At 61.4% G+C, this 23394-nt stretch carries 27 protein-coding genes; 14 read left to right on the plus strand and 13 right to left on the minus strand.

Annotated features, from left to right (window positions below):
* Positions 1-112 precede the first annotated feature (112 nt).
* The gene (locus G489_RS19110) at positions 113-601 is read left to right on the plus strand and encodes an MgtC/SapB family protein (RefSeq protein WP_051332315.1); all 489 of its coding nucleotides are present in this window, start codon (positions 113-115) and stop codon (positions 599-601) included.
* A 345-nt stretch (positions 602-946) separates the two neighbouring features.
* On the opposite strand, the gene G489_RS0104930 is transcribed toward G489_RS19110, so the two are convergent.
* Entirely contained in the window at positions 947-1393 is a 447-nt protein-coding gene (locus G489_RS0104930) for a hypothetical protein (RefSeq protein WP_035871487.1), read from the minus strand.
* 189 nt (positions 1394-1582) lie between these two features.
* Here G489_RS0104930 and G489_RS19115 point away from each other — a divergent pair, with 189 nt between their 5' ends.
* Positions 1583-3385, plus strand: a complete 1803-nt coding sequence (locus G489_RS19115; RefSeq protein WP_035871488.1) for a hypothetical protein — start codon at positions 1583-1585, stop codon at positions 3383-3385.
* On the opposite strand, the gene G489_RS0104940 is transcribed toward G489_RS19115, so the two are convergent.
* The 4 genes from G489_RS0104940 to G489_RS0104955 form a co-directional block, all read right to left on the minus strand.
* Positions 3365-3694, minus strand: coding sequence for a DMT family transporter (locus tag G489_RS0104940; RefSeq protein ID WP_029040603.1), 330 nt, complete (start codon positions 3692-3694; stop codon positions 3365-3367). The genes G489_RS19115 and G489_RS0104940 overlap by 21 nt on opposite strands.
* A 15-nt stretch (positions 3695-3709) precedes the next feature.
* On the minus strand, positions 3710-4996 hold the full coding sequence (gene murD / locus G489_RS0104945) for a UDP-N-acetylmuramoyl-L-alanine--D-glutamate ligase (protein ID WP_029040604.1): 1287 nt from the start codon (positions 4994-4996) through the stop codon (positions 3710-3712).
* On the minus strand, positions 4986-6332 hold the full coding sequence (locus G489_RS19120; RefSeq protein WP_051332316.1) for a hypothetical protein: 1347 nt from the start codon (positions 6330-6332) through the stop codon (positions 4986-4988). The genes murD and G489_RS19120 overlap by 11 nt, the downstream gene beginning before the upstream one ends.
* Positions 6333-6401: 69 nt before the next feature.
* Positions 6402-7358, minus strand: coding sequence for a zinc ABC transporter substrate-binding protein (locus G489_RS0104955; RefSeq protein WP_029040605.1), 957 nt, complete (start codon positions 7356-7358; stop codon positions 6402-6404).
* A gap of 198 nt (positions 7359-7556) precedes the next feature.
* On the opposite strand from G489_RS0104955, the gene G489_RS19125 reads away from it, so the two are divergent.
* Together G489_RS19125 and G489_RS0104965 are read left to right on the plus strand one after the other, a co-directional pair.
* A complete protein-coding gene (locus G489_RS19125) occupies positions 7557-8339 on the plus strand; it encodes an ATP-binding cassette domain-containing protein (protein ID WP_245578814.1) in 783 nt (260 codons plus the stop codon).
* Positions 8293-9138, plus strand: a complete 846-nt coding sequence (locus tag G489_RS0104965; RefSeq protein ID WP_407059821.1) for a metal ABC transporter permease — start codon at positions 8293-8295, stop codon at positions 9136-9138. Before G489_RS19125 ends, G489_RS0104965 begins: the two co-directional genes overlap by 47 nt.
* Here G489_RS0104965 and G489_RS0104970 read toward each other — a convergent pair.
* The gene (locus G489_RS0104970; protein WP_029040607.1) at positions 9135-9536 is read right to left on the minus strand and encodes a Fur family transcriptional regulator; all 402 of its coding nucleotides are present in this window, start codon (positions 9534-9536) and stop codon (positions 9135-9137) included. The two genes, G489_RS0104965 and G489_RS0104970, sit on opposite strands and share 4 nt — an antisense overlap.
* A gap of 46 nt (positions 9537-9582) precedes the next feature.
* Complete coding sequence (locus G489_RS0104975) at positions 9583-10470, minus strand: metallophosphoesterase family protein (RefSeq protein ID WP_029040608.1); 888 nt, start codon at positions 10468-10470, stop codon at positions 9583-9585.
* Between the two features lie 122 nt (positions 10471-10592).
* On the opposite strand from G489_RS0104975, the gene G489_RS0104980 reads away from it, so the two are divergent.
* Entirely contained in the window at positions 10593-11036 is a 444-nt protein-coding gene (locus G489_RS0104980) for an NUDIX domain-containing protein (protein ID WP_029040609.1), read from the plus strand.
* On the opposite strand, the gene G489_RS0104985 is transcribed toward G489_RS0104980, so the two are convergent.
* Positions 11037-11999 (minus strand): glutathione S-transferase family protein, encoded by a 963-nt coding sequence (locus tag G489_RS0104985; protein ID WP_029040610.1) that lies wholly within the window; start codon positions 11997-11999, stop codon positions 11037-11039.
* A 253-nt stretch (positions 12000-12252) separates the two neighbouring features.
* Between G489_RS0104985 and G489_RS19130 the strand changes: the two genes are divergently transcribed.
* From G489_RS19130 to G489_RS0105000, 3 genes are read left to right on the plus strand one after another with little or no spacing between them, the layout of a single operon-like run.
* Positions 12253-12798, plus strand: coding sequence for a GNAT family N-acetyltransferase (locus G489_RS19130; RefSeq protein ID WP_081691406.1), 546 nt, complete (start codon positions 12253-12255; stop codon positions 12796-12798).
* A 9-nt stretch (positions 12799-12807) separates the two neighbouring features.
* A complete protein-coding gene (locus G489_RS19135; protein WP_051332317.1) occupies positions 12808-13446 on the plus strand; it encodes a CoA pyrophosphatase in 639 nt (212 codons plus the stop codon).
* Positions 13439-14686, plus strand: a complete 1248-nt coding sequence (locus G489_RS0105000) for a CCA tRNA nucleotidyltransferase (RefSeq protein WP_029040611.1) — start codon at positions 13439-13441, stop codon at positions 14684-14686. Before G489_RS19135 ends, G489_RS0105000 begins: the two co-directional genes overlap by 8 nt.
* A 55-nt stretch (positions 14687-14741) precedes the next feature.
* Here G489_RS0105000 and G489_RS19140 read toward each other — a convergent pair whose 3' ends face one another.
* From G489_RS19140 to G489_RS0105020, 4 genes are all read right to left on the minus strand, one after another.
* Positions 14742-14987 (minus strand): DUF1059 domain-containing protein, encoded by a 246-nt coding sequence (locus G489_RS19140; RefSeq protein WP_081691407.1) that lies wholly within the window; start codon positions 14985-14987, stop codon positions 14742-14744.
* Positions 14988-15108: 121 nt separating this feature from the next.
* Positions 15109-15999: an oxygen-dependent coproporphyrinogen oxidase gene (hemF, locus tag G489_RS0105010; protein WP_029040612.1), complete on the minus strand. Its 891-nt coding sequence runs from the start codon at positions 15997-15999 to the stop codon at positions 15109-15111.
* Positions 15996-16466 carry a tRNA (cytidine(34)-2'-O)-methyltransferase gene (locus tag G489_RS0105015; RefSeq protein WP_029040613.1) on the minus strand — a complete coding sequence of 157 codons (471 nt, stop codon included), beginning with the start codon at positions 16464-16466 and terminating at the stop codon, positions 15996-15998. Before G489_RS0105015 ends, hemF begins: the two co-directional genes overlap by 4 nt.
* A gap of 2 nt (positions 16467-16468) precedes the next feature.
* The gene (locus tag G489_RS0105020) at positions 16469-16981 is read right to left on the minus strand and encodes a DinB family protein (RefSeq protein ID WP_029040614.1); all 513 of its coding nucleotides are present in this window, start codon (positions 16979-16981) and stop codon (positions 16469-16471) included.
* Between the two features lie 344 nt (positions 16982-17325).
* On the opposite strand from G489_RS0105020, the gene petA reads away from it, so the two are divergent.
* The 5 genes from petA (at position 17326) to G489_RS0105045 (ending at position 21511) form a co-directional block, all read left to right on the plus strand.
* Complete coding sequence (gene petA, locus G489_RS0105025; RefSeq protein WP_029040615.1) at positions 17326-17850, plus strand: ubiquinol-cytochrome c reductase iron-sulfur subunit; 525 nt, start codon at positions 17326-17328, stop codon at positions 17848-17850.
* Positions 17851-17861: 11 nt separating this feature from the next.
* The gene (locus G489_RS0105030) at positions 17862-19148 is read left to right on the plus strand and encodes a cytochrome b (RefSeq protein ID WP_029040616.1); all 1287 of its coding nucleotides are present in this window, start codon (positions 17862-17864) and stop codon (positions 19146-19148) included.
* 23 nt (positions 19149-19171) lie between these two features.
* The gene (locus G489_RS0105035) at positions 19172-20011 is read left to right on the plus strand and encodes a cytochrome c1 (protein ID WP_029040617.1); all 840 of its coding nucleotides are present in this window, start codon (positions 19172-19174) and stop codon (positions 20009-20011) included.
* A 283-nt stretch (positions 20012-20294) separates the two neighbouring features.
* Positions 20295-20870 (plus strand): hypothetical protein, encoded by a 576-nt coding sequence (locus tag G489_RS0105040; RefSeq protein WP_029040618.1) that lies wholly within the window; start codon positions 20295-20297, stop codon positions 20868-20870.
* Between the two features lie 101 nt (positions 20871-20971).
* Positions 20972-21511, plus strand: a complete 540-nt coding sequence (locus G489_RS0105045; protein WP_029040619.1) for an adenine phosphoribosyltransferase — start codon at positions 20972-20974, stop codon at positions 21509-21511.
* 48 nt (positions 21512-21559) lie between these two features.
* Here G489_RS0105045 and G489_RS0105050 read toward each other — a convergent pair whose 3' ends face one another.
* Entirely contained in the window at positions 21560-21781 is a 222-nt protein-coding gene (locus G489_RS0105050) for a hypothetical protein (protein WP_029040620.1), read from the minus strand.
* A 484-nt stretch (positions 21782-22265) separates the two neighbouring features.
* Between G489_RS0105050 and G489_RS0105055 the strand changes: the two genes are divergently transcribed.
* Positions 22266-23393, plus strand: coding sequence for an S-(hydroxymethyl)glutathione dehydrogenase/class III alcohol dehydrogenase (locus G489_RS0105055; protein WP_029040621.1), 1128 nt, complete (start codon positions 22266-22268; stop codon positions 23391-23393).
* The last annotated feature ends 1 nt before the right edge of the window (position 23394 follow it).

Raw genomic sequence — 23394 nt, forward strand, 5'->3', positions numbered from 1 at the left:
CTGCTTGCCGAGGTGAGTGTGGAGATCACGTGTCCCTAACGTAGCAGAGAGGAACCAGTTCCAGGCAACAGCGTTTGCCGGGTACCGGGGAGAACGGGAGAGCATGGCTTAGATGGACTGGATATTCGAGATTTCTGCGCAGAGCACAACGATTCCTGAGCCGGTCATCGTCGTTCGTCTGTTGGCCGCCGCCGGACTCGGGGCAGTGATCGGACTAGAGCGCGAGGCTCATAATCGGGCGGCAGGGCTGCGCACACATATGCTGGTCGCCCTCGCAGCCGCGCTGTTCACCACGATCTCGCTCGAGCTCTATCATTTTGTCCGGCAGAACGGTGACGGGCTGCCTGCCGATCCGATCCGTGCAATCGAGGCCGTCACGGCAGGGGTGGCGTTCCTGGGTGCAGGGTCGATCATCAGACGCGATGGTTCCGTGCACGGCCTCACAACCGGCGCCGGGATGTGGCTGTCCGGTGCTATCGGACTCGCCTGCGCCACCGGGTATTTGTTGATTGCGGCGGTGGCGGCGGGGATGGCCCTGATCGTGCTGTGGCTGCTGCGCAAGCTCGAAGGTGCGGCGACGAAATCGAAACAGGCGGGTTAAGCCCAATTGGGCCAAAGACGCCGCAGTTGACTTCGTGCGACAATTTGTATGCTGCGAGAAAACAATCGCAATTTTATTTATTTTGTAGTAGACGCAACGCGTTAGTCGCGTTCGGGAGGAGCCGCAAAGTTGCGGCGGACGCCAATTTCGTCCCGAAACCGACTGGGAATGTACCATGCAGCGATGCGTGGTTGGGTAGGGAGGGACGAAGGGAATGCCATGCGCTGACTGGGTCAGCCTGGTTCGTCCCTCCCCCCGGGCATGACCGAGGACGCAGAGGTCATACCCGTTTCCATACGTCCATCGCTGGACGAATCTCGTGTGCGGTCAAATCGACCAAGGGCTCTACATGTCGTTTCGCCCGGTCTTTTGCACCCACAACCGCCAGACTGCGTCAATCTCACGCACATATCCGGCATAATCGGCCTGTCGGCAGAACACAGCGTCGGCACCCGCCTCCCGCAACAACTCGCCGCCTACGCCTGAACTGTCATCCCTGATGAAAGCCGCCACAACGATATGATGGCGGAAGGGTAGTTCGGCAAGGTCGGCGAGGAAATCGCGTGTCGCGCTGCTTGTCGTTTTCAAGTCCACGATGACGAGCACCGCGGGCGCGTGTCTTCCGCCATTCAATTGTGACTGAATTGTGACGAGTGCGTCAGCGCTATCGTGGTGCGCGGTGACCGGTGCCGAGATACCACAGTCCGTCAGTGCGCGGCGCAGGAGATGCTCCACATTCGGGTCGCTGTCGAGAAGAACGACATGCGGGCGCTGAGCGCTTCTGTGGTTCATAGAACGGGCAGGACTCGTTTGGCTGATGCCTGGCATCAACGGTAATCTTCCCACCTATTGAACCATCGCCTGGCATCAAGGGCGATGGTTTAACGTGTAATCACGGCGTTAGCCTTCGCGCGCGTAACATGTTAAATGGATAGGTAGAAATACAGGGCGCCCAAAGTATCGTAAGAAAAAGAGACACTTATGGATGGCCCGGGACCCGCCCTGATCACGCCTTGTGCGGTCAGAGCAGCGCTTTCCGACCTATTGCAGTCCGAAGATTTCGCGCGTTCTCCACAGCTCAGCAATTTCCTTCGCTATGTGGTGGAGAAATCTCTCTCGGGGGATGATGCGTCAATCAAGGCGTACTCCATTGCGGTCGATGTATTCGGCCGTCCAGAGAGTTTCGACCCTCAATCCGACCCCATCGTGCGGGTGCAGGCGCGTCGGCTCAGGGACATGTTGGACCGCTATTACGCGGCTGCTGATTGCCCCAGCGACATCGTGATCACTATTCCTGTGGGCGGGTACACCCCGGCATTCTCGCGCCGGGATCCGATTACCGAGCCGCGCACCGCAGGCATGACGGCAGAGCCGGTGGGGCAACCGGAGATGCTGCGTGCAAGAGATGCGGCGCGTCGCACTGACAGCCGTGACCACGCGGTTCGTCGGCATTTGCGTCATAAGTGGCCAAAAATGGCGGCGGCAATTGTCGTGGTCGTGTTGATGGCGGTCGCCGGGTACTGGGCCTGGTCCATGAACACGGTCCAGCCCAGTGCCAGTGGTCCGGGGCAGAAGCTGCATGTGGCTGTTGATCCGTTCACGATTTCGGGTGATCGCAGCGGCGTGGGTTTCAACGAGGTGTTGCGGCTTGAACTGGCCAGCCTGTTGAGCCGGTTCGGCATTTATGAGGTTTCAATCAGGGCTAGCGGGCGGTCCGCGCAGGCCGTCGGTCTTCGTCTCGGGGGCCTGGTCAAATATCAGGACGGCACGCCGGTCGGGGTGACTGCCTTTGTGATGGAGGCACCGACGCGTTCCATCATCTGGTCGGGCTTTTTTGCCATGCCGGATACTTTGGCCGAGAGAAGTGGGGCATCGAGCGCAGTCGGACGCGAGATTGCGGCGCAAGTGGGCGGCGCAAACGGGCCGTTGCGTTTGCGGGCCGCTGGGGCGCAGGACAGCTACGGGACAGCCGTGCGTTGCCTCGATGCCTTTGACCGGTTCCGAATTCAGCTCACCATTGAAACAGAAACCAGCGCAAGAACGTGCCTCGATCAGGTGGCGAATGCGCAATTGCCGCTTGATGCCTTCGCGAAATCCGCGGGCGCATTCATGGATGCGTGGCGGATGGTGCACGAGCGACCGACGGGAGAAGTTGGTCTGATGACCCTTGCCGTGCAAGTGGACGAAGCGCGCGACGCGATCCGCGCGGATCCCGATCAAAGCTTCCATCATGAACAGCTTGCCGCGGTGCTGGCGCTCGGCGGGGCAACCGAGAGCTCAATCGTGGCATTCAACCATGCCCGATCGCTGAATCCGGCCAATGCCGTGGCCACGGCTTCACTGGCCCAGACGTTGGCAATGGCAGGGCGGTACGAAGACAGTGCCCTGCTTGCCGATGAAGCACGGCGGTTTTCGAATGCACCCCCGGATTGGCTCTATCTGGCCGAGGCGACGGAGCGTTTCGCGCATGGCCGCTACGAGGAGGCCATGGAGGCTGCCATGATGGCGCGCTATTCCAGCAAGCTGGTAGCGTCGATCATTATCACCGCCTCGGCTGCCCTGCTTGGAAGAGACGAGATGGCGGCCGAATGCCTGCAGCTGCTGATCGCCGACGACGCCGTGATCAAACTGGGCGCGTTGACGGCCATGAGTGGCTACATCAAGGACAGATCAGTCCTTGAGGCTGCCGAAAAGGGGTTGGTCCGGGCCGGATTGCCAGCCCGCCTCTTGTGGCAGGGAGAGCGCAGCGGCACGCCAGTCGGGTCAGTGAGTGCCGGCTCTTGAGAACAATTGCAACACAAGCACGCCGGCCAGTATGAGGCCGATCCCCAGCATTCCGGCCGGATCGAGTGGCTGGCGATAGACCACCCACCCCACCAGCGCGATGAGGGTGATGCCAAGGCCTGACCAGACCGCATAGGCCACGCCGACGGGGATCGTGGAAAGCGTCAGGGACAGGAAATAGAACGCAGCCGCGTAGCTCACGACCACGAGCAGGCTGGGCCAGGGCTGCGTGAAGCCTTCGGCCGCCTTGAGCGCCGACGTGCCAATGACTTCGGCGACGATGGCGATCAGCAAAAACAGATAGTGCATCGGGCGGGGGAGCTCCTAGCCGAGGTGACGGCGCGCCGCGTCGAGGAAGGCGCGGCCTCGCTCCTCATAGTTGGCGAACTGATTGAAGGAAGGCGCGCCTGGCGACAGCAGCACGGTGTCGAAATACTCGGTGCGGATCGCCAGCATGGCCAGGGCCTCATCGATATCCGGTGCGGTCAGCAATGTGGCCTGGGGGGCCGCACGCTCGATCTGGCCGGCAATCCTTGCCCCAGTGTCGGGCAGGGCGATGATGAGGGCCGGGGCATTGGCGGCAATTCGATCGATCAGCAGCGAATAATCCTGACCACGGTCGAAGCCACCGATAATAAGCGCGACTCGGTCTGCCGCGAAGGCATCAAGCGCGGCGACGGATGCATGCGCCGTGGTGGCGATGGAATCGTTGACGACCTTCTTGCCACCGATGTCATGCTGTTCGAGCCGGTGAGGCAGGGGCTCGAAGGCCGCAATGCCTTCGAGAATGCCTTCATCCGTCGCTCCCGCCGCGCGGGCAAGCCGGGCTGCCAGCATGGCGTTTTCGAGATTGTGCTGGCCGACCAGTTTCGAGGCGTGGATGGCATCGAAAATCTCGTCTTCAAAGACCGGTTCGAGGGCTGGAAGCTGTGCGCCAATCGGGATGTGGCGAGCTGCTATTTGCGGGTGAAGCGCCGCCTGTGGTCCGGCCGCGAAACGATAGTCGCCGTCTTCGGGGATGAGATTGAGCTTGTCCCGGTAATAGGCCAGTTCGGTTTTGTGCCAGTCGAGATGTTCGGGGTAAAGGCTTGTGATACCAATAATATCCGGCGTGAACGCAATGTCCGCGCATTGAAAGGATGAAAGCTCCAACACAATCACATCATGGTCGCCGAGTTCGAGCGGCGGCACGCCGATATTGCCGCCCAGCCCTGCATCAATGCCCGACTTGTCGAGCATCAGATGGGTGAGGCTGGCGGTGGTCGATTTGCCCTTCGTGCCGGTGATGGCGATGGTCAGGGCACCGGCTTTGCGGAACTCGGCCCACAGATTGAGATTTGTGGTCACGGGGATGCCAGCGTCCTTGGCAGCCGTGATCTCATCCTTGTAAAGCGAAACCCCAGGCGAGCGGACGACCATGGCATAAGCATCATCTCGATAGGCGGCCGGGAGCGAGTTGATTTCGACCTGCCGGGCGTCCTCTATCTCGGCGCTACCATTGTCCACGCAGACGTCGACCGTAGCTTCAGGCCGCATTTCCTTGAGGAAGCGCCGTGTCGATCGGGCCTCGCGGCCAGCGCCGTAGAGCAGGAAGGGGCCATCAGGCAGCATGATCTCTGAGATCCTTGATCAAGTCGGACGGAATGTTGTGGTCGGCGGCGGGCGCCATCAGATCCTGCCATTCGCTGGTCAGGGTATCGGCACCATAAAATGATTCAAGCTCGGGTCTTAACGTACTGACGGTGTGAGCGTCTTTCCAGTTGGCGTCAGTGGATAGGCGCCAAAGGCAGGCCCCGGCCTCGCGGATCTCGCCGACGCACTCCCAGGGCTTGTGGCCACTGAGGCCACTGAGTTGGCGGAAGGCCTCCGTCAGGTCCGGGCGATCGAGCACATTGGTGGCCATGATGCCAATAAGCCGTTCTGGCGGCATCGCGGTGGCAAGGACGAGGCCGACAAACTGGCATTTGGGACATTCGCCGCACCAAAGGGGTCCGTCATGAGGCGCGATCGTGAAATTGCGGTTGCAGCTGGAGAAGACGGTGTCGAACCGGGTGTCGCGGGCGAACAGGGCAGCGATCCGCGCCTCGGAAAAGGGGCGCAGCAGAGAGAATGCTTCGAGCGCGCCGCCGGTGGCGTCGGCCAAGGTTTGGCGGATCAGGTTTTCGAACGCGAGGCTCTTGGAATGCTGGTGATTGGCGACCCGCCCGTCATGCTCGACATTGCCTTCGGAGGCTGAGCGCTCATTGGAAAGAACGACCCGGTCGTGGCCCGTGCACAGCGCCATCAGCGCGGCGATCATGGTGTTGATGGCCGTCGATGGGACGTGACCGTCATAGAAACCCGGCTCTGTGCGCAGGCGCAGCATCTGAGAGTCGAGCATGCGGCGGACCGACAAGGGCGTGCCCATCAGCCGGTCGAATGAGCCGAGAATCGGGCCCTTGGGGTTGACCGCAAACGGCGTGTACGTGGCGCCAGCGCGTTCAAGGATTCCGGCGGATGCCAACGAATCCTTTCCACCGCCGATCAGCAACAAATGACGCCGGGCAAGAGAGGGCGGTTCAATCGGTGTTGTGTCGCGCGTCAGGCCGGTGATGCGAATGCGGCCGAACCGGTTGAGATTGTTGCGGGCATAGAATTCGCCCAGCCCGTTCTCATAGACGTCCAGGAGGAAGGGTTCGACCGAATGCGGCAGATCCAGTGCCGAAAGGTCGATATGCTCGGGAGCCTTTAGCTTGAAATAGCTGACTCCGAGCACGGCGGCAGTGAGGTCCATTACGCGATTGAAGGCGTTGCTTGCCGCGGGCAGCGAGACGCTGTCCGCAATGCTCAGGGTCTCGGTGAAACGGTGACCGGCAAGGCGAAAGGAAAAAGCGATCCTGGCTGGCGGACCGGGCAGAAATTCCGGGGCCTCGACGACAAAGCTTTCCTGATTATTCGCATGCGGCATGGGTTCGCCTTTCCCCCGATTGCCTAGATGAATTCGCGATCGAGGGAAAGGCGTTTGGCGGGCGGCTGACTATCCGGCTTCGTTGGCCGGGATACACTCAGCAAAGGCCTCGGCGAGATGCGTGATCAACTCTCCATAGAGGGCGGCGCCCGGTTCAAGCGTCGAGCCGACAGGATCGGCCATGATCAGCGGCAGATCATGGTCGGCCGCCAGGTTTTCCGCCGCGCTCGTGGTGAATTGCGGCTCGACGATCACGCAGGCCAGCACACCGCGCTCGGCGAGCCCGCGAATCTCAACCATGCGCTCGACGCTTGGCGACTGGCCGGGTTCGATGACGATGGATTCTGTTGTCAGGCCGTAATGGGCCGAGAAATAGCCGAAGGCGTCGTGATAGGTGATCGCGGTCCCGCTGCCGAGATTTACGAGTGCCTGACGGGCAGAAAGGTCCAGCGCTTCAAGCTTGTCGGTCAGAGAATCGGCGTTCTCGGCGATGGTGCCGGCGTGTTCCGGGAAGAGCGCGACAAGGTGCGGAACAATGGCTTCGGCCATCTCGATGGCCAGTTGCGGATCGAGCCAGATATGTGGATCGCCGCCCGCATGATCATGATGCGCTTCGTCGTCGCGAGCCGTTTCATGATCGTGCCCATCCTCGTGCTCGTGATCGTCTTCGTGCTCGTGATCATACGATACAGACTCGATACCCAGCGCCTCGGTGAGGGCGAGGTGTTCGCCCGGCGCATCCTCGATAGCCTCCCAAAGACCGGTCTCAAGGGCCGGTCCGATACCGAGGATCAGATCCGCGTCCTCCAGCACACGCCGCTTTGAGGGGGTGAGCGAATAGGTGTGCGGGCTGACAGCGGTGTCGATGATCAGGGTTGGCCGCTCCACGCCTTCAAGCAGGCTGGAAGCAAGCGAATGCAGCGGCGGGATCGTGACCGCTACCCGGGATTGAGCACTGGCGGGTGCCATGGCCGCGGCGAGGCTGGCCAGGATTGAAAAGGACAACAGGGCTGAACGAGCAAGCATGGGATTACCTTGTTTCTCGCAATTTGTGGCATGAGGGGTTGATTGTGTCTCGGCCGAAGACGCTGTAATGATATAACGTAACAGTGTTGATGTTACAATATAACAATTCGGGTTGAATTCCTCCCGACCGGACACGGCGTTTGGTGGGCGGGATTTTGATGGTATGCGGGCAGGAATGAACTGCAGGAGGGCCGGGGCGTGACGAAATCGATCGTCGAGGTCGAGGGTCTTGGTGTGCGGCGCGGTGAGCGCTGGGCGGTGCGCGGCGTCTCGCTCACCGTTGGACGCGGTGAGCTCGTTACACTGATCGGCCCTAATGGCGGCGGCAAGAGCACCATTGCCAAGACGGTTCTCGGGCTTATTCGACCCGATGAGGGCACGGTCGTGCGCGAGCCGGGGCTGCGGATTTCCTATGTGCCGCAAAAGATGACAGCGGACTGGACACTTCCGCTGACGGTCTCTCGCTTCATGGACCTGACCGGCCGCCTGTCTCCGGATGACAAGATTCAGGCGCTTGAGGAGGCGGGTGCGGATCACCTGATCAGGGAACCGCTGCATGTTCTTTCGGGCGGGGAGTTCCAGCGGGTCATGCTGGCTCGTGCACTGGCCCGCAAACCGGACCTTTTGGTGCTCGACGAACCAGTGCAGGGAGTCGATTTCGCCGGTGAGCTGGCGCTTTACGACTTGATCGACAGGGCGGTCGAGCGGCTGGGTTGCGGGGTGCTGCTGGTCAGCCACGATCTGCATGTGGTGATGGCACGCACCCACATGGTCTATTGCATCCAGGGGCATGTATGCTGCGCCGGAGCGCCCCAGCAAGTCGCGGAGAACGCCGAATATGCGCGGTTGTTCGGGCCCGGCGCGACCGGCGCGATTGCCGTATTCCGACACGATGACGCGCACCACCACGCGCATGAACACGGTCACGATCATGATCATCACCACCACCACCATGAAAATGGGGAGGGTGACAGTGTTTGACCTGTCCGACTTCCTGGTGCGTGCTGCGCTGGGCGGTGTATTGCTGGCGCTGATGACGGGGCCGCTGGGCGGGTTCGTGATCTGGCGACGACTGGCCTATTTCGGGGACACCATGGCGCATTCCGCGCTGTTGGGCGTCACCTTGGCGCTGGGGTTTTCCATGTCGGTCGAGATCGGCATCTTCGTTGTCGCCCTCGCGGTGGCGCTGATCCTCAATGCGGCCCGGCTGCGGGTTGCCTTGCCGTCGGATGCGCTGCTGGGGGTGTTGTCTCACGCGGCTCTGGCCACGGGACTGGTGGTTATCTCGCTGGTCGGCCCGGTCCGTGTCGACCTGATGGCCTTCCTTTTCGGAGACATCCTGGCGCTGACCCGGAGCGATCTCCTCATCCTTTTCATCGGGGCTGCGGTGGTGCTCGCGGCGCTGGCGGCAATCTGGCAACCGCTCCTAGCCGACACGGTGAGCCCGGACCTTGCGGCGGCAGAAGGACAGCCGACTGGCGCTGCCCGATTGATTTTCATGCTGTTGCTCGCGGGGGTGGTGGCGCTTTCGATCAAGCTTGTCGGGGTCTTGCTGATCACAGCGATGCTGATCATGCCCGCGGCCACGGCGCGTATGGGCACCAGGTCTCCCGAAGCCATGGCGATCGGAGCCGCGGGCATCGGTGTCACGGCCGTGTTCGGTGGGCTCGGTTTTTCCTACGGTTTCGACACGCCCACAGGTCCGTCGATCGTCATGGTCAGCGCAATTCTGTTCGTTGTGGCAGCGATTGCCAAGGCGCTGATAGGCCGTGGAGACTAGCTTGCTGCAGCCGCGCTGCAGGCCGCGCAAAGCCCGCGCAGTTCGACCTGGGCCGAGTGCACCTCGAACCCTTCGACGTCGCTGCCCAGGGCTTCGAGCGCTTCGGGATCGGTGAGGACGACTTCTCCGACGGCGCCGCAGGCTTCGCAGATCGTGAAGGCTGCCCAGTGCCGCTCATGGCGGTCGTGGCAGGCGATGAATGCATTCAGACTCTCGACCTTGTGCACCATGCCCGCGGCAACCAGCTTGTCGAGCGCGCGATAGATCTGGACCGGTGCCTTGATGCCCTGATCGGACACGGCATCAAGCAGCGCATAGGCGCTTTGCGGAGATTTCGCCTGTTCGAGCGCGTCGAAAACGAGGCGCTGATGTTCGGTGAGCTTGACCGGTTTGTTCATGGCGCGAACCCTATCATGACGGTTCGGATTTGGGGAGTATCCGCGATCAGTGCAAGCGCAGTTCCAGCCGATGGACGACGCTTTCGCCCATGGCCTCGAACCCGTATTCATGCATGACACAGGAGAAGCCAGTCTCAAGTTTTTCGATCTCGAAGAAGTTGTAGCGGGCCGGCGGATGCCCGGTTTCGGGAGCTGTGGAGGCCGCGGCCACGCCGATCACCGGCACCTCGCTTGACGGCCCGGGAATCGCGGTCACGATCGACTGGTGAAGATGGCCGTGCAGAATCAGCTCTGCACCGGCCCGCGCTATCACGTCACGAAAGCGCTCAGCGCCATCGAGGCCGAGCCGGGGCGAGGTGGCTTCGGGTTGAGGCGGGTGGTGTATCATCACCGTTCGAAATGTGCCTTCTTCACCGAGTGCGGTCAGCATGCGTTCGAGCCGTTGCGCCTGTGATCGCCCGAACCGGCCCTTGGCAAAAAAGGGCGGGGTGGCGATGGCGCTCGAACAGCCGATCAGGGCCAGCGGCCCGGCGCGCCGGACAAAGGGGTAGGAGGCATCATCGAGCGTGACGCCTGTGCCATATTCACCCCAGGCCTTGCGGCATTTCTTGACCGCCCCCGGCACATAGGCGTCGTGATTGCCTGGGATAACGGCCACCTGTTCGGCCGGGCCGATCGTTTTCAGCCATTCGGCGCTGCGCTCTATCTCGGCGCGCAGGGCGAGATTGACGAGATCACCGGAAACAGCAACCAGATCAGGATTGCGTGGCCGCAGATCCTCAACCAACGCCGAGACCGTATCCGAATGCATGTGCCCGCGCCGGTTGATCACCCAGTTGAGGTAACCGGTGATGCGCTTGTTCATCAGCGCGGTCCACGGAACATGAGGCAGCGGCGCGAGATGGACGTCGGACAGATGGGCGAGGGTGACCATGAAGGCGCTACCTGTTGCGGTTTCGGTGGATCGCAAAGCGCGGCGCGCTTCGGTTTTCACCCCACCCGTGATAATGGCCTCGCATGGCAATGCAACCCGTAAGAATGACCCGCTGGGAACGGCTGAGAGTGAAAGTATTCCTGTTTCTGGCCGGCTTCTTCCGGCGGATGACGCTCGGTGTGCGCGCTGCGCTCATCGATGGCGACAAGGTGTTGTTGATCCGGCACACCTATGTGCCGGGCTGGCAGTTCCCTGGCGGTGGCATAGAAACCGGGGAGAATGCGCTGCTCTCGCTCGAGCGGGAGGTGCTGGAGGAGACCGGCATGGTTCTGACGGGTCCGGCCAAGCTGTACGGCTTCTACCACAACCGCAAGACCTCTGCCCGCGACCACGTGGCGCTTTATGTCTGCCGGTCCTTCGCGATGGAACGCGAATTCAAGCCCAATGCGGAGATCGCGGAGATTGGCTGGTTTCCCATGACCGAGTTGCCGGATCACACGACCGACGGAACCCGCCGGCGGGTACGCGAAATCGTAGAAGGTCTCGATCCCGCGCCAGAGTGGTGATTACTCGCCGATGAAGTCCAGTTCCGGACCGATCGGGATGATGCGGTACGGATTGATAGTGGTGTGGCTCCAATAGTAGTGGGTCTGGATGTGCTCCATGTTCACCGTCTCGGCGACACCCGGCACCTCATAGAGCTCGTGCAACAGCCTTGAAATGCCGGGATAATCGGCAATCCGGCGCAGGTTGCATTTGAAATGGCCGTGATAGACCGCGTCGAAACGGACAATGGTCGTGAACAGCCGCCAGTCGGCTTCGGTGATCTGGTCGCCGGCGAGATAGGGATAATCGCCCAGCTGTTCCTCAACCCAATCAAGCGCATCGAAAAGGGCGTTTGCCGCCTCTTCATAGGCTTCCTGCGTAGTCGCAAAACCGGCCTTGTAGACCCCGTTATTGATGTCGTTGTAGACCCGTTCGTTGATGGTCTCGATCCGCTCCTGCAGGTGCTTGGGATAAAAATCCGTGTGGTTTCCCGTCAGGTGATCGAAGGCGGAGTTGAACATGCGGATGATATCCGCGCTCTCGTTCGAGACGATGGTGCTGCGCTGCTTGTCCCACAAAACGGGTACGGTGACCCGGCCCGTGAAATCGGGATCGGCGCGCGTGTAGATCTGATGCATGAAGTCGGCGTCGAAAAGCGGGTCGCGGATCGCGCCGGGCACATCCGAAAAACTCCAGCCCGTTTCGTGCGGCATCTTGGGATCGACGATCGAGATGTCGATCAGGTTCTCGAGCCCTTTGAGCTTTCTGAAGATCAACGTCCGGTGCGCCCAGGGACAGGCGAGCGAAACGTAAAGGTGGTAGCGTCCGGCCTCGGCCTTGAAACCACCCTGTCCGGTTGGGCCGCCACTGCCGTCGTTGGTGACGAAGTTGCGGAACTTGGCGGGCTGGCGTTTGAAGCGGCCTTCGGTTTTTTTCGTGTCGTACCATTCGGTCGACCACTGGCCGTCGATGAGCATTCCCATTGCGGTCTCCTGTGCGTGTCCCAGACTATCTATGTTCGATAACGCGATGACCAATGGCCTGGTTGCAAAATGATTGTTCGAATTCATGATGCGAATGCCTGGTAAGCGATTGAAACCGCTCGACCTGATTGACCGAAACTGGTATTCCCGATTTCCTGTTTCAAAGGGAGTGTGCTCAGATGTGGAGACGATGCCGACGATAGGGGGTGTTCACCAATCACCACCACGCCAGTATCGAATCCGGATCCGAGAGATGTCGACGACCACCCCTGCCGCTTCCGGCGGTTCCACGGCCCCCATCATTGCCACGCCTGCCACCATCCGGCTCGAGCGCCCCGACGACGCCGACTGGATCGAGCCTTTGCACGATATCTGTTTCGGGCCAGGCCGTTATGCGCGAACCGCGTTCCGGGTACGCGAGCGGATCGAGCCCGACCCCAGCCTTGCCTATTGCGCGGAGATGGACGGGGTGCCCATCGCCTCGGTGAAAATGACACCGATTGCGATCAACGGGGTGAAAGGACATCTGCTCGGGCCACTGGCGACCGATCCGGTCTATCGCAACAAGGGGGCGGGCAAGGCGCTTGTAAAACACGTCACCGCCGAGGCGATGGCGCGCGGTAGCGCGTTCGTGATGCTGATCGGCGATCCGCCCTATTACAGTCCGTTGGGGTTCGCACCGACCGTCCGTGGTTTGGTGCGGTTTCCCGGGCCTGTTGACCCGGACCGTATTCTGGTTCACTGCCCCGCAGAACTAATCGCATCTCTTGATGGAGAAGTCGGCCCCTGGCGGGATTGACGGCCGAGCATGGCGGAATGGGACGAGGATATCGAGCGGATTGCTGGCCGCCTGCTGGCTGCACCGCAGCCGCGCGATGAGACCGATACCCGCGAATTCGGGCCCACCCCGCCCTTCAACCGCCATCGCCCCACGCTCGACGCCGCGGTTCTGATTGCGCTTATCCGGCGCGAAGACGATCTGCATGTCGTCTATACCGAGCGCTCGGCAGATCTGAGATCGCATTCCGGGCAGATTTCATTCCCCGGCGGCAAGATCGATCCCGGCGACGAGGATGCGGCCGCTGCCGCAGTCCGCGAAGCGGAGGAAGAGATCGCCATGCGGCCCTCGGATGCGAGAGTGATCGGGTTCTTGCCCAACTATCTGACCGGCACCAACTATCACATCACCCCGGTTGTCGCCGATGTCAGTCCGACAGCGCCATTCCGGGCCAACCCGGAAGAAGTGGCAGGGTTTTTCGAAGTGCCGCTCGCCCATTTGCGAGAGCCCGAAAATTATCGCCGGCATGTCTTCCATCCCGGCGGCAGGGAGGTGAAGACTTGGCGGATTGACTTTGGGGAGCACGCCATCTGGGGAATTACAGCGCATCTGACGCGGCTGTTCCGGCAGATGGCACTCGAAGCAGACGACAGGAGCCTTGATGACTGAAGCCCCCGATCTTTCCGGCGCCGAATGGCTGAGCCGTCCCGGCACCTGTGCTGTGTTCGAGGCACTTGGGGGCGCCGAGGGCCGGACGCGGGCGGTTGGCGGGATCGTGCGCGACACCTTGTTGGGCGAGCAGGGCGGGGACGTCGATATGGCCTCCGAGCTGACACCCGATGAGGTGATCGCACGGGCGGAGGCTGCGGGGATTGCGGCGCATCCGACGGGCATCGAGCACGGCACGGTGACGCTGTCCCATGAAGGCCAGTCCATCGAGGTGACGACGCTCAGGCAGGATGTGAAGACCGACGGTCGGCATGCCGAGGTGGTCTTCGGCACCGACTGGGTTGCCGATGCCAAGCGGCGCGATTTCACCATGAACGCGCTTTACGCCGACATGAACGGCGTCCTGTTCGATCCCTTGTTCGGGCTCGAGGATTGCCTCAATCGGGAAGTGCGTTTCATCGGGCTGCCCGAAGACCGGATCAAAGAAGATTATCTGCGCATTCTACGCCTGTTCCGCTTTTTTGCGCGTTTCGGCAAGGGCCGGCCGGACGCTGCAGCGCTCAAGGCGGTCACCCGGCTGAAATCGGGGATATCCCAATTATCCGTGGAGCGGGTCTGGAGCGAGATGAAGGCGTTGCTGGGAACCGCCGATCCAACCCGGGCACTGCTTTGGATGCGCACCACTGGCGTACTCGCGGTGGCGCTGCCTGAAGGCGAAAAGTGGGGGATCGACGCGATCCATCCCCTGATCGCCGTCGAACGACAGATGGGATGGAACCCCGATCCCATGCTGCGGCTCGAGGCCATTCTGCCGCCGATGGACGAACGGATCGGTGCGCTGGGCGACCGGCTCAAGCTGTCCAAGGCCGAGCGGGCGCGGCTCGACCAATGGGCGAAGGCGGAAACGCCTGCCTCGCGCACCAATGACATGGATCTGGCCAAGATTCTCTATCGAGGCAACCCGCCTGCGATTGCCGATCGGTTGAGACTGCTGGTTGCCGCGGCTTGGGCCAAGGATCCCGGCGACGCCGCAATCGGGCGGATTACCAGGATGATCGAACAGGCGGACCAATTCGAAAAACCGGTGTTGCCGGTGGCGGGCCGCGACCTTCTCGACCGGGGCTTCGAGGCCGGGCCGGGGCTCGGTCAGGCGCTTTCAAAACTTGAGGACGCCTGGATCGACAGCGATTTCACATTGTCGAGGCAAAAACTCATCGATCTTGCCGGCGCGCCGGAATAGCCGGCGCGAGCGACAGATTTTGATGGAGGAGAGCGTCGGCTCCCCTGAGGCCGGATCAGAACCGGGGCAGGGCACCCCACCAACGGCTGGTCGAGGCGATGTGGCCCTGACGAACGGGCCGATCCCCTTCCTGCTTATGGATGTTCTGCCGGATGCGCGCGACCAGTGAGGGACCGACATGGCGGTCGCCATGGGCGGTTTTCATATGGTCGATAGCACGTTTCACGAGTTCGGCGGTGTCATCGTCGGCGGAATGCCAATGGCAGCCGGGGACGAGGGAACCGCAGTGGAATTCCTTCATGGTACCTCCCATTGCCGCGTCGGGCGTTATACCAGGTTGATTCACTGCAGACGCATCATGCGCCCGCACGCGATCCCGCGTCAAACGCGGATATCCGCGCAAGGGAAGGTCTATCAGCCTATCAGGGCCATTTGACGGCGGGCGGCATTGACGAGAGGATCGAATCCACATTGCCGCCGGTCTTGAGGCCGAACATGGTGCCGCGGTCATAGAGCAGGTTGAATTCGACATAGCGGCCGCGCCGCACGAGCTGTTCTTCTCGGTCTGCCTCGTTCCAGTGCTGATTCAGGTTTCTGCGGACAAGTTCCGGATAAACCTTCAGAAATTGTCGTCCAACGTCCTGGGTGAAGGCGAAATCAGCGTCCCAGTCGCCAGAATTGTGCCGGTCATAGAAGATGCCGCCAGTGCCGCGCGGTTCCTTGCGGTGAGCGAGGTAGAAATACTCGTCGCACCACTGCTTGTAGCGGTCATAATCGGCGCATTCATGCGGCGCGCAGGCGGCCTGCATGGCGGCGTGGAAATCCACGGTATCCACATGGTCCTGGGTTCGTCGCCGGTCGAGCACGGGGGTAAGGTCCGCGCCGCCGCCGAACCACCACTCAGAGGTTGCGACCATTCGGGTGTTCATATGGACGGCGGGCACGAACGGGTTCCAGGGGTGGACGATCAGCGAAATGCCGCTTGCCCAGAACCCTGCACCTTGTTCGGTGCCGGGCATCTGCTTGGCAAAGTCGGGTGAGAATTCGCCATGCACGGTCGAGATATGAACGCCGGCTTTTTCAAAGACGCGGCCATGCAGCATTCCCATCTCGCCGCCGCCGCCTTCAGCGCCGGTATGGTCGGTCCGGTTCCACGGCTTCTTTTCGAAATGGCCAGCGGGCGCGTCACCGTACAGTGAGGCAGGCGCTTCCGCCTCAATCGTCTCCAGCGCGGACCAGATCTCGTCGCGCAACTGCCTGAACCAGGCGCTGGCTGTCTGCTTGTTGGCTTCGAGATCGGGATGGTCGGTCATGAGAGGCTGGCCAGTGCATTTGTCTGTCTCAGGGCCTCGCCTAGCACAAGCGCACCGGCAAGGGCGACATTGATTGAGCGGACATCGGGACGCATGGGGATGCGGATGCGGGCATCGGCTGTGTCGGCCACTGCCTCTGGCACACCGGCGCTTTCGCGCCCCAGCAACAGCACGTCATGGTCCTGATACGCAAAATCATAGGCAGAGCCGCTGGTCTTGGTGGTCAGCAATACCAGCCGCCGGTTCTCAACGGTACGCCAGGTATCGAACGCCGCGAAGCTGTCATGCTCGATCACCGAGGCGGTCTCGGCATAGTCCATGGCGGCTCGGCGCAGGTTCTTGTCGGAAAATACAAAGCCCGTGGGATGGATGATGTGGACCGGCGCACCAAGGCAGGCGCCCAGGCGGATCAGGGTCCCGGTATTCTGCGGAATATCGGGTTGATAGAGCGCAAGGGATACTCCCATGGTCAGGCCACGCCCGGCATGAAAACGATGTCGGTGTCTTGTGACGGTTTGGAACCTGCCGCTGTCAGCATGGCGTGTACCTGCCCGCGGTGATGGGTCTGGTGGTTGAACAGATGCGCGATGATCAGTGTGCGAGGGCGGGAAACCTCTTTGCCTACGGCGCCCGAATACCATTTGAGATCGCCAACCAGAGCCGCATCTTCCAGGCCCTCTGCCCATTCGATCAGGCGTTCATCCATCGTGGCGCGGGCTGCAACCAGGCTCTGCCAGTCCGGCGTTTCGGTCAACGAACCGGGAATGGTGGTGGCGCGCGGTGCCGGGTCGCCGGCGATCCGGTGCATCCAGATCCGGTCGGCCCAGTAAATGTGGTTGAGCGTTGCCTCGATTGACCCGAAGAAGGCCCCTTGATCCCGTTGGCGCTCGCCAGCGGAAAGCCGGGAGGCAGCCTCAAACAGGCTCTGATTCTGCCATTGATTGTACCGGGCGAAGGTCTGGGCATGGGCTGGGGTGATCATGGGGATCTCCGGTCAAAAGACGGTGGGGGCAAGCGGGATGGGCGTATTGACAGGGTGTTGTCGATATTAAGCTGCGGGCAGTTGAGCGAAGAAGGAAGAGCACTGCACGGTTTTCAATGCGCCAAGTGCCGGCTGCGCCCTTGATGCGGCGCGGTTGCGGCATTGGAGTGGGTATAGTGTCGCATATGCACACAGATAGGGCGGCGAGACTGGACAAGCGATGGTGACAGTGCAAAAAGAACCCCGATTTACGCGCCATTTTGCCCAATGGAGCGCGATTCGTCAGGGCTATCCGCGATCAAGCAGGGATAGCGCAACTCCGAGAGGCAACGGGGGTCAGGACTTTGCCAGATAACGATCAAAAAGATCCCAACAGACGCGACTTTTTGTATGTCGCTTCGGGGGCTGTCGGTGCGGTGGCTGTGGCCGGCGCCGTTTGGCCTTTGATTGACCAGATGAATCCGAGTGCGGCGGTGTTGGCGCTGGCCTCGATCGAATTTGATGTGTCGAGCGTGCCTGAAGGCGGCAGCGTGACCATCAAGTGGCGTGGTCTCCCGGTCTTTGTGCGTCATCGCACCGAGGCGGAAATCGAGGAGGCGCGCGCCGTGCCCATGTCGGATCTCAAGGATCCGCAGACTGACGCTGAACGCGTCAAGGAAGGGCATGAGCAATATCTCATCATGATCGCGAACTGCACGCATCTCGGGTGTGTGCCGGTTGGCGAATCCGGCGATTTCGACGGTTGGTTCTGCCCTTGCCACGGTTCGCACTACGATACGGCTGGCCGTATTCGTAAGGGCCCGGCACCGGCAAACCTGGTTGTTCCGGATTATGAATTCGTGTCCGACACTGTTGTGCGGATCGGTTAAGGGGGCAGGCAATGGCGGGTCAAAGCACCTACAAGCCGTCTAACGGCTTCACCAAGTGGCTGGATGATCGGCTGCCGATCATGCGGTTGGGGTATGATTCCTTCGTCGATTTTCCGACGCCCAGGAATCTCAACTACTGGTGGACGTTCGGCGGCATTCTCACTGTCTGCCTCGGCATTCAGATCGTTACCGGCATCATCCTTGCGATGCACTACACGCCGGAAGCTACGATGGCCTTCAACTCGGTCGAGCATATCCGGCGCGACGTGAACTGGGGGCGGATCATCCAGGGGACCCACGCTGTGGGCGCCTCGATGTTCTTCATCGCAGTTTACATCCACATGTTCCGCGGCATGTATTACGGCTCCTACAAGGCGCCGCGCGAGATCCTGTGGATGCTCGGCGTTGTCATCTTCCTTCTGATGATGGCCACCGCCTTCTTTGGCTACGTGCTGCCCTGGGGCCAGATGAGCTTCTGGGGCGCGACGGTGATCACCAACTTCTTCTCGGCGGTCCCGGTGGTCGGCGATGCGATCCTGCAGCTTCTGCGCGGCGGTTTCGCGGTCGACAATCCAACGCTCAACCGCTTCTTCTCGCTGCACTACCTGCTGCCGTTCATGATTGCCGGCGTCGTTGGCCTGCATATCTGGGCGCTGCACGTGCCGGGCAACAACAACCCGGCCGGTATCCCGGTGAAGTCGAAGCAGGATACGGTGCCGTTCCATCCGTACTACACGCTGAAAGACGGCTTCGCGATCGTGGTCTTCCTGATCCCGTTTGCCTGGTTCGTGTTCTTCGCGCCCGACATCCTGGGTCATGCCGACAACTACATCCCGGCCAACAGCCAGGTCACCCCGACCCATATCGTGCCTGAATGGTACTTCCTGCCGTTCTACGCGATCCTCCGGGCGATCACCTTCAACATCGGTATCCCGTTCACCGACATCACCTTCATCGACAGTAAGCTCGGTGGCGTGATCGCCATGTTCGGCGCGATCGTGGTGCTGTTCTTCCTGCCCTGGCTCGACCGCTCGCCGGTCCGTTCGGGTGGCTTCCGGCCGATGTTCAAGTGGTTCTTCTGGCTGCAGGTCATTTCCTTCATCGCGCTCGGCTATCTCGGATCGAAGCCCGCTGAGGGGACCTATGTGGTCTTCGCCCAGATCTTCACCGCCTACTACTTCGCCTACTTCCTGATCATCCTTCCGGTTCTCAGCCGGATCGAAACGCCCAAGGCACTGCCCGCGAGCATTTCCGAGAGCGTGTTGAAGGTCGAAGCGAAGTCGGCGACGACCGCCTAAGCGCACGAAAGATGGAGATGAAGATGAAACGCATGACCTCTTTCGTTCGCTCTGCTCTGGTGGCCGGCCTTGTGCTGGCCTCCGGCCCGGCGCTCGCCGCTGGCGAGAGCCACGGCGCCCCGGCGGAGCGGCAGGACTGGACCTTCGGGGGCCTGTTCGGCACTTATGACGAGAACCAGCTGCAGCGCGGCTTCCAGATCTTCCGTGAAGTCTGCTCGTCGTGCCATTCGGCGAACCTTCTGGCCTTCCGCAACCTCGAAGAGGATGGTGGCCCGGGCTTTACTGAGGGGCAGGTCAAGGCACTGGCGGCCGAATACACGGTGCAGGATGACACCATCGAAGATGGTGAGCGCCCCGGGATTCCGGCGGACCGCTGGCCGAACCCGTTCCCGGACGAGTTCATTGCCAAGGCAGCGAATAACGGCGTCGTGCCGCCTGATTTCTCGGTGCTGGCCAAGGCCCGCTCGATCGAGTCCCCGTTCCCGATCTGGATCGTGAATTACTTCACGGCCTATCAGGAAGGCGGTCCCGACTACATCTACAACCTTCTGACCGGCTATCACGAAGAGGCGCCCGAAGGCGTCGATATCGCGCCTGGCCAGTATTACAACGAGCACTTCCCCGGCAACAAGCTGTCGATGGCGCCGCCGCTTGCAGACGGCATTGTCGACTATGAAGGCGATGAAGTGCCGGAGACCACCGAGCAGTATGCCAAGGACGTTGCCGCGTTCATGATGTGGGTCGCCGATCCGCATCTGGTGCACCGCAAGGAAACCGGTTTCAAGGTGATGCTGTTCCTCGTGCTGTTCGCCGGGCTGCTGTATCTGGCGAAGCGCAAGCTATGGACCGACGTCGCCCACTAGGGTCGTGACGTCAGGAATTGAGGAAGGGGCCGGGTCGGCCCCTTTTTCGTTTACACACGCGGATTTTGGCGGGCTTTGCCCACAGTTTCTGCGCCCGTGTCATCGACAGCGCCGAATGGCTGGTGTTTGATGGCTCGTCCATCGGGCGGAACGCCGGGTGGACTTCAACGTTAGGCTGGAGTGTCCGGCGCGCATCCGCGAAACGATGCGGCATCCGGGTGATTTTGATTGTTTATGTGTGGAGCGGCTCGTGAAACGCGGTTGGCATAGGATCCTTTCTGGCATGGGGCTGGCAGCCATGGGCGTCGCCCTGATGGCATTGTCGGGTTGCGCGAGTACCGACACCGAACTGACCGCCACTGCACCTCAGGCGACGCTTGGCGAGGCTGCGCCGCTGACCCGCGCACCGGATGGCTATGTGCGTACCCAGGATGGCCAGCTGGTCGCTGTGGCACCCGTGGCCGAATACGGTTCATGCCAGGCAGGGCAGGTGCCCCTGACCGAGGGACCGCCTCCGGCGCCGACTGGCGAAAAGCCGCTCAGCCCCAGTCTTGCCGCCAATTCCATGGCCGGCGAATGGATCATCACCGACACCGCTACCAATTGTGGCTGCGTGGTCGAACTGGGCGAGCCCAGCTTCGGCCGTCCGGGCGTGACACCCAAAGGGTGTCAGAACCCGGCCCTCAAGCTTGTGCGCCGCTATGATCTCGGCCGCACCGAGACGGGAATCGGAGCGCCGCTGGCCCTGCTCGCCGCTGACGGCCAGCAGGTGGTGCTGCAACTCACGCGCGACGGGCTGACCCATTTCACTGGCACGGTCCAAGGGCGCTCGATCTCGATGTGGCGGCCCACCAACTAGGGCCATCCCGCGGTTTGCGGAACGGCCTAAAACGGCTAGGTTTCGCGCATGACGCTGGGGTCGGGCGGAATGCCCGGCCGGTTTGTGCTGGGGGAGAGACCATGGGCGAAGCGATTGATATCAAATCCTTGATCCGGACGATTCCCGATTATCCCAAGGCGGGTATCCTGTTCCGCGATATCACCTCGCTGATCGAACATCCGGCGGGGTTTCGCGAAAGCATCAAACAGTTGGCCGCACCGTACCGCGACAAAGGCTTTACCCATGTGGCGGGTATCGAGGCGCGCGGCTTCATTTTCGGCGCCGGGCTCGCGATCGAACTGGAGGCCGGTTTCATCCCGATCCGCAAGTCCGGTAAGTTACCGGGCGAGACCATAGGCCAGAACTATGCCCTCGAATACGGCGTAGACACTATCGAGGTACATGCGGATGCCGTGGGTCCGAATGACCATGTGCTGCTGATTGATGATCTGATCGCTACGGGCGGGACGGCTATCGCTGCGGTCAATCTCCTGCGTCGCACGGGCGCCAAGGTGACAGACGCGGCGTTCGTTATCGATTTGCCTGAGATCGGAGGGGCCGAAAAGCTGCGGGCGCACGATATCGAGGTCAAATGCCTGGTGTCCTTCGAGGGGCACTGAGCGGGCAGAAGAAGGCGGCGCCCGCCATTGCGCAACGCCGCCCCAGTTTCACTTCTTGTTCTTCTGAATCGCAGATCCCATGAGGTCATCCTTCGGCGCGTCGGGCAAGGATCCCGGCCTGGGGGGATTTACCTTGTTGGCCCCGTCTGCCCGGTTCGCCTTGGGGATGGTGTTCTGCAGTGCTCGCGGGTTGCCGCCCTTGACGAAGTGGCGGTCGCGACGGGTGTTGCCCTTGCTGGGCACGCGGGCGTGTGTGAAGTTGGCTTTCATTGCAGTTCCCTTTCTTCCCCGTCCCCGGGATAGCTCGTCAGGACGAGGAATAAATTCCTTCAGACAATAGAACCCCTGCGCGGCGCGGAGAGCCCGGCGCAGCGGCAAGCGGTATGGCTGAATGAGATGCGACAGGCGCGGCCATGCGTAAGAACGCATGTCGGATGCCAGCTCGATCAGCCAAGAGGATCAGGAATTTGTGGGACGCACCAGACGCTTGGCCCGAAAAGGGCGAAACGAGGCCTCAAGATCCACGAACGTCAGACCCGCATGCGCGCACTTCGCCTGTCGGCGAAAACGGCATATCCGGGGCGTCCGAAGATCTTAGCGCATTTCAGATGGAACCTCGTATGGAGTGCGACGCCACATAACCACAGGATTGAATTCCTGTCAATTCCCGGCGCTCAACATGGGTCAGTTTTGGGTGTCGCGTTCGTTCGTGTGCCGCTAGGCTCGGGGTGATTTGCAAACCGGGAGGACGCCAATGAAAACCCGTGCCGCCGTGGCCTTTGAGGCCGGCAAGCCGCTTGAAATCGTGGAGCTTGATCTCGAGGGCCCGAAAGAGGGCGAAGTGCTTGTGGAGATCAAGGCCACGGGGATCTGCCACACTGATGCGTTCACGCTGTCGGGCGGCGATCCGGAAGGTTTGTTTCCTTCGGTGTTGGGCCATGAGGGTGCCGGAGTTGTGGTCGAGGTCGGCGCCGGGGTCACCAGTGTGGCACCTGGCGATCACGTGATCCCGCTCTATACGCCTGAATGCCGGGAATGCCCGTCCTGCCTGTCTCGCAAGACCAATCTGTGTACGGCAATCCGCGCCACGCAAGGGCAGGGGCTGATGCCGGATGGCACCAGCCGGTTCTCGCTGAAGGGTCAGCCCATCTTCCACTATATGGGTTGCTCGACCTTCTCGAACTACACCGTGCTTCCGGAGATTGCTCTGGCGAAGATCAATCCGGCCGCGCCCTTCGACAAGGTCTGTTATGTCGGCTGTGGGGTCACCACAGGGGTCGGTGCGGTCATCAACACCGCCGACGTTGAGGCAGGGGCTACCGCCGCGGTGTTCGGGCTGGGGGGTATCGGGCTCAATGTGATCCAGGGGCTGAGGCTCGCGGGTGCCGACATGATCATCGGGGTGGATATCAACAACGACAAGCGCGAATGGGGTGAGAAGTTCGGCATGACCCATTTCGTCAATCCGACCGAGATCGAGGGCGATGTCGTCAGCCATATCGTCGAGATGACCAAGCGCGGTGCCGACCAGATCGGAGGTGCCGACTACACGTTCGACTGCACGGGCAACACTACGGTTATGCGGCAGGCGTTGGAGGCCAGCCACCGCGGCTGGGGCAAGTCTGTGGTGATCGGAGTGGCCGCAGCCGGTCAGGAGATTTCCACGCGTCCGTTCCAGCTTGTCACCGGCCGCACCTGGACGGGGACGGCCTTTGGCGGCGCGCGCGGCCGCACCGACGTGCCGAAGATGGTGGACTGGTATCTCGACGGGAAAATCGAAATCGATCCGATGATTACTCACACGCTGAGGCTCGAAGACATCAATACCGGCTTCGATCTGATGCATGAGGGCAAGAGCATCCGTTCGGTGGTGCTGTTCTAGC

This window comes from Cucumibacter marinus DSM 18995, assembly GCF_000429865.1.
In the GTDB taxonomy this organism is placed as follows: domain Bacteria; phylum Pseudomonadota; class Alphaproteobacteria; order Rhizobiales; family Devosiaceae; genus Cucumibacter; species Cucumibacter marinus.